Here is a 5137-nt window from a genome sequence, read left to right as displayed (position 1 = left end):
GCGACGCTGGCGAACTTGGCACCGAGCTTGATCGACAGCGGCGCCACGTCGATCTCGCCGCGGTCCTCCTGCACCGCCGTGGCGACCGCCTCGGCGACGTCCTCGGGGCTCGACGTGCCGACGCCGCGCGGGAGCTCCGCACCGGACTCCACGAACATCCCGGCGTCGCGGATGAACCCGGGGAAGATCACCGACACGCCGACGCCCTTGTCGGCCAGTTCGGCGCGGAGACCCTGACCGAAGCCACGCAGGCCGAACTTCGAGGCGTTGTACATCGACGCGTACGGGGTGCCGACCTTGCCCGACATCGACGAGATGAACACCAGGTGACCGCTCCCGCGCGCGGCGAACCGCTCGGCGTAGTGACGCGACATGACGATCGGCGCGCGGAGGTTGACGTCCAGGGCCCGGTCGATCTCCTCCACGGAGAAGGACGTCAGGAGCCCCGAGGCGGGCAGCGCGGCGTTGGCGACCACGATGTCCACGTCGCCGGCCTCGGCCACGAGGCGATCCACCTCGGCGGGATCGGCGAGATCCACGGCCAGCGCGCGGCCGCCGAGCTCGGCGGCGAGCGGCTCGAGGACCTCGGCCCGACGGCCGGTGAGGATCAGCGACGCGCCGCCGCGATGCAGGCGCCGCGCGATCGCGTGGCCGATGCCGCCCGTGGCGCCGGTGAGCAGGACGGTCGTTCCGGTGAGGTGCACGCGGCGCAGTGTTTCACGCCGGCCCTCGCGCGGCCACCGGAGCGAGCCTCGTCGCGCGGCCCAGGGATACTGCGGTGCGTGGACCCCGCGATCCTCGCCGTCTTCGGCCCCACCGGGGTGGGGAAGACCGCCGTCGCGGTCGCGCTCGCGCGACGCCTGCGCGAGCGTGGACATGAGCCCGTGGCCGTGTCGGCGGACGCCCTGCAGCTCTACGAGGGCCTCGGCGTGCTCACCGGCGCCGCGACCGACGCCGAACGCCAACTGCTGGAGCATCGCCTGGTGGGCGTCCTGCCGGTCCAGGAGACGTGCAGCGCCGCGCGGTACGCGCGGATGGCTCACGCCGAGATCGACGGCATCCTCGCGGCGGGCGGCACTCCGATCGTGGTCGGGGGGACCGGGCTGTACCTGCGGGCCGCGCTCGCGGACCTCGACCTCGCCCCGGCTCCGCCGCCGGACCTGCGAGCCCGCCTGCGGGCACAGGCCGCCGACCGGGGCACGCCCGAACTGCACGCACGTCTCGCCTCCCTGGCACCACGGGCCGCCGCCGGTATCGACCCGCGGGACACGAGCCGCGTGATCCGGGCGCTGGAGCTGCACGAGATGGGCGCGCTGCCGGACCGACCGGGGACGTCACAGCTGTGGACCGCGCAGACGCGTCATCCGACGCGGCTGATCGCCCTGGTGAGCGACCGGGCCGCGCTGTACGCGGCGATCGATGCCCGCGTCGAGGCGATGGTCGCGGCCGGTGCCGCCACGGAGGTCCGTGCCGCCGACGCCGCCGGAGCCTCGGCGACCGCGCGCAAGGCGATCGGGTTCCAGGCCCTGCTCGACGACGACGTCGAGGCGATGAAGGCCCAGACCCGGCGCTACGCCAAGCGCCAGCTGACCTGGCTGCGAAAGCTTCCGGGAGCCGAGTCGGTCGACGTCACCGGCCGCACGCCAGAGGACGTCGCCGCCGAACTGCTGCCGTGAGCACCCCGGTGCGTAGGGTTCCCGGCATGCGCTTCGAGAAGTGGCAGGCCCTCGGCAACGACTACGTGATCGTCGAGCACGCCGCGCTCCCGTGGCCGCTCACCCCCGAGCGCGTGCGGAGGCTCTGCGACCGGCACACCGGCATCGGCGCCGACGGCATCCTCGAGCTGTCCCCGGCCGACGAGCCCGGGTTCGTCGCGCGCCTGCGGATCTTCAACCCGGACGGCTCGGAGGCCGAGCTGTCGGGCAACGGGGCCCGTGAGGCCATCATGTACCTGCGCAACCGTGGCTGGACCTCCGCGGACACGTTCTCGATCCAGACCGTCGCCGGCGAGATCCGGCCGACCATCACCGGTCCGACGACGTGCGTCGTCGACATGGGCCGCGCACGGCTGACGTCCAAGGACCTCCCCGGCGGTGGCCCGGAGGGGCGCGGGGAGGTGTCGAGCGGCGGGACGACCTGGCGCTTCCAGCACGTCTCCATCGGCAACCCCCAGTGCGCGATCGCCGTCGGCTCCGTGGAGGAGCTCGAGGCCCTGGACCTTCCCGCCATCGGCCCGGGGATCGAGCACGACGCGCAGTTCCCCAACCGCACCAACGTCTCCTGGTACACCGAGCTGACCCCCGGGGTGATCCGCGCCCGGATCTTCGAGCGCGGGGTAGGGGAGACGCAGTCCTCGGGCACGGGTGCCAGCGGCGCGGCCGTGGCGTACGTCCTGGCCGGGGGTGACGAGGAGGTCACCGTGCGCCTCGACGGGGGGGAGCTGCGGGTGACCGTCGGCGAGGACCTGCACGTCGATCTCGCCGGCTGGGCGCGGCCCGTCTACGCCGGAGCGCTGGACGACGACCTGCTCGCCGAGTTGGCCGCGTCCTAGCCGCGCCGACGACAGCGCCCGGGCCGACGCCCGGGAGATACGCTGCGGGACGTGACCAGCAGCCAGCAGCACGGAGCGTGGGCCGTCGGGCTCGCCACCATCTCCCAGCCCGACGGGCGCGTCCTCGACACGCTGTACCCGGAACCGCGACTCGACGCCGCCGGTGGGGCGGCCCGTGACGCGATCCTGGCGGCCCGGCACCCCGGCGGGAACGCGACCGCGACCCTGAACTTCGCCGCCGCCACCACGCTCGGAGGGGGCGCGCTGGCCGGGGCCGCGGGCGAGGACGCGATCCGTGGCGTGCGCATCGTGCCGGTGCTGACGGTCATCACGGACCTCGCGGCCGCCCCCGTCGACGCCCACGACGCCTATCTGCGACTGCACCTGATCTCCGCACGGCTCGCCCGGCCGCACGAGATCAGCCTCGAGGGCGTCTTCGGGCTGCTGCACAACGTGGCGTGGACCTCCCTCGGACCGTGCGACCCGGCCGAGGTGGCCGCGGCGCGCCTGCGCGCGCGGGCGGCCGGGCGACCGCTGCAGGTCACCAGCGTCGACAAGTTCCCGCGGATGACCGACTACGTCGTCCCGTCGGGCGTGCGGATCGCGGACGCCGACCGCGTGCGCCTGGGCGCGCACCTCGCCGAGGGCACGACCGTGATGCACGAGGGCTTCGTCAACTTCAACGCCGGGACCCTCGGCGCGTCGATGGTCGAGGGCCGGATCAGCGCCGGTGTCGTCGTGGGGGACGGCTCGGACATCGGCGGCGGCGCCTCGATCATGGGAACGCTCTCGGGCGGCGGCACCACGGTGATCTCGATCGGGGAGCGGTGCCTGCTCGGCGCCAACTCGGGGCTCGGCATCAGCCTCGGCGACGAGTGCATCATCGAGGCGGGCTGCTACGTGACCGGCGGCGCCCGCGTCACCACACCCGACGGCGAGGTCGTCAAGGCCAAGGATCTCTCGGGGCGGGACGGCCTCCTGTTCCGGCGCAACAGCCAGAGCGGCGCGCTGGAGGTGCTGCCGCGCACCGGCTCGTGGGGCGGCCTCAACGAGGCGCTGCACGCCAACTGAGTCAGGCCAGCCGCGCCGCCGCCTCGCGGCAGCGCTCGAGCGTGGGGACGAGCGCGACGCGCACGTAGCCCTCCCCGGCGTCCCCGAAGAACGCTCCGGGCGCCACGAGCAGGCCGTGGTCCTCCAGGAGCCGCCGCGCGAAGGCCTCGCTCCCCGCGGGCCGGTCGGCGTCGGCGAGCGCCATCCAGAGGAAGAACGTCGCCGGACCGCCGGCGTCCGACAGCCCGAGCGTCTCGAGGGCGGGCAGCAGCGCCGCCCGCTTGGCCCGATAGCGGTCACGGACCTCCTCCACGTGCACCTCGTCGGCCCACGCGGCGACGGCCGCTCGCTGCACGAACTCCTGCGGTGCCACCCCGACATTGGGCCGGTAGCGCTTCAGCGCCGCGATCAGGGTGGCGTCGCCCGCCGCGAACCCCGAGCGGAAGCCGGGCATCGAGGAGCGCTTCGACAGCGTGTTGCACACGAGCACGTTCTCCAGCGACGGGACCTGCAGCGCGCTGTCGGGCGCATCGCCGTCGAACCACAGCTCGCTGTAGGCCTCGTCGCTCGCCAGGACGAAGCCGTGGGTGCGGGCCAGGTCCGCGGCGCGTGCGTAGAACGCCGCCGATGCGACCGCGGCAGTCGGGTTGTTCGGGTAGTTCAGCCACAGGATCGCGAGACGACCCAGCTGCTCGGGCGTCAGCGCGTCGAGATCGGGGAGGAACCCGCGCTCGGCCAGGAGCGGGAGCTCCACCACGTCGCATCCCGCGAACGCCGCGCCCCGGACGGCCACCGGGTACCCCGGGGCACCGATGGCCACGAGGTCCCGCTCGCCGCCGGCCACCACCTGCGCCAGCGAGAAGATGACCTCCTTGGTCCCCAGCGTCGGGATGACCTCGGTGGCCGGGTCGATGCGCACGTCGTACCGTCGACCGACCCAGTCCGCGATCCCCGCGCGGAGCTCCGGCAGCCCGACCGCCGCCGGATAGGTGGACACCGGCTGTGCGCGGACCGCCTCGCAGAGGGCCTCGCGCAGGAACGCCGGGGTCTCCTCACGCGGCTCGCCGGCACCGAAGTCGATCACGTCCGCACCGCGCTCCTGCGCCGCCTGGCGCGCCTCGGTCAGGCGTACGAACGGATAGGTCCGCATGGCGGTCAGGGTCGGGTTGAGCGGGAGCGACATGGTCAGGCGAACAGCAGCGCCTCGAGCGTCCGGTAGCTGCGCAGGAGCGCGTCGACCGTGACCAGCTCGTCCCGGCGGTGGGCGTACTGCGGATCGCCCGGCCCGAAGTTCACCGCGTCGAGGCCGTGCAGGGCGAACTCGGCGACGGGCGTCCAGGCCTGCTTGGGCAGGACCTCCAGGCCGCCGGTCTCCACGAGGCGCGCCAGCAGCGGGTTCGCGTCGGGCGTCACCACCGGTGCCGACGGGGCGTTGGACAGGATCTCCAGGGTCTCGCCCTCCTCGCCGCACCAGGATCGCAGCAGCTCCTCGGCGTCCTGCGCGGAGCGCCCGGGGGCGTAGCGGAAGTTGACGTG

5 protein-coding genes and 1 pseudogene are annotated in these 5137 nt (G+C 74.0%); 3 read left to right on the top strand and 3 right to left on the bottom strand.

The window, feature by feature from the left end; translation table 11 throughout:
- On the bottom strand, nucleotides 1–704 hold a 704-nt coding region (locus tag ABYE80_RS16820), incomplete at its 3' end, for an SDR family NAD(P)-dependent oxidoreductase (RefSeq protein WP_372791458.1).
- A 78-nt stretch (nucleotides 705–782) separates the two neighbouring features.
- On the opposite strand from ABYE80_RS16820, the gene miaA reads away from it, so the two are divergent.
- The 3 genes from miaA to dapD are packed head-to-tail and all read left to right on the top strand — an operon-like array spanning nucleotide 783 to nucleotide 3622.
- Entirely contained in the window at nucleotides 783–1676 is an 894-nt protein-coding gene (miaA, locus tag ABYE80_RS16815; RefSeq protein WP_372791457.1) for a tRNA (adenosine(37)-N6)-dimethylallyltransferase MiaA, read from the top strand.
- Between the two features lie 26 nt (nucleotides 1677–1702).
- Nucleotides 1703–2551 (top strand): diaminopimelate epimerase, encoded by an 849-nt coding sequence (gene dapF, locus ABYE80_RS16810; RefSeq protein ID WP_372791456.1) that lies wholly within the window; start codon nucleotides 1703–1705, stop codon nucleotides 2549–2551.
- 42 nt (nucleotides 2552–2593) lie between these two features.
- Nucleotides 2594–3622, top strand: coding sequence for a 2,3,4,5-tetrahydropyridine-2,6-dicarboxylate N-succinyltransferase (gene dapD, locus ABYE80_RS16805; protein ID WP_372791459.1), 1029 nt, complete (start codon nucleotides 2594–2596; stop codon nucleotides 3620–3622).
- 1 nt (nucleotide 3623) lies between these two features.
- Here the strand turns inward: dapD and ABYE80_RS16800 are convergent, their stop codons facing one another.
- On the bottom strand, nucleotides 3624–4784 hold the full coding sequence (locus ABYE80_RS16800) for a pyridoxal phosphate-dependent aminotransferase (RefSeq protein ID WP_372791455.1): 1161 nt from the start codon (nucleotides 4782–4784) through the stop codon (nucleotides 3624–3626).
- 2 nt (nucleotides 4785–4786) lie between these two features.
- Nucleotides 4787–5137: pseudogene (locus ABYE80_RS16795) on the bottom strand (succinyl-diaminopimelate desuccinylase); the annotation flags it as partial.

This window comes from Paraconexibacter sp. (assembly GCF_041602235.1).
Taxonomy (GTDB): Bacteria; Actinomycetota; Thermoleophilia; order Solirubrobacterales; family Solirubrobacteraceae; genus Paraconexibacter.
The sequence above is the reverse complement of the archived record's forward strand: the minus strand, read 5'-3'. Positions and strand labels throughout refer to the sequence as shown.

Excerpts from the sequence above, each read along its gene's own strand:
- dapF (WP_372791456.1), top strand. The coding sequence starts at position 1,703 with ATGCGCTTCGAGAAGTGGCAGGCCCTCGGCAACGACTACGTGATCGTC.
- ABYE80_RS16800 (WP_372791455.1), bottom strand. The coding sequence starts at position 4,784 with ATGTCGCTCCCGCTCAACCCGACCCTGACCGCCATGCGGACCTATCCG.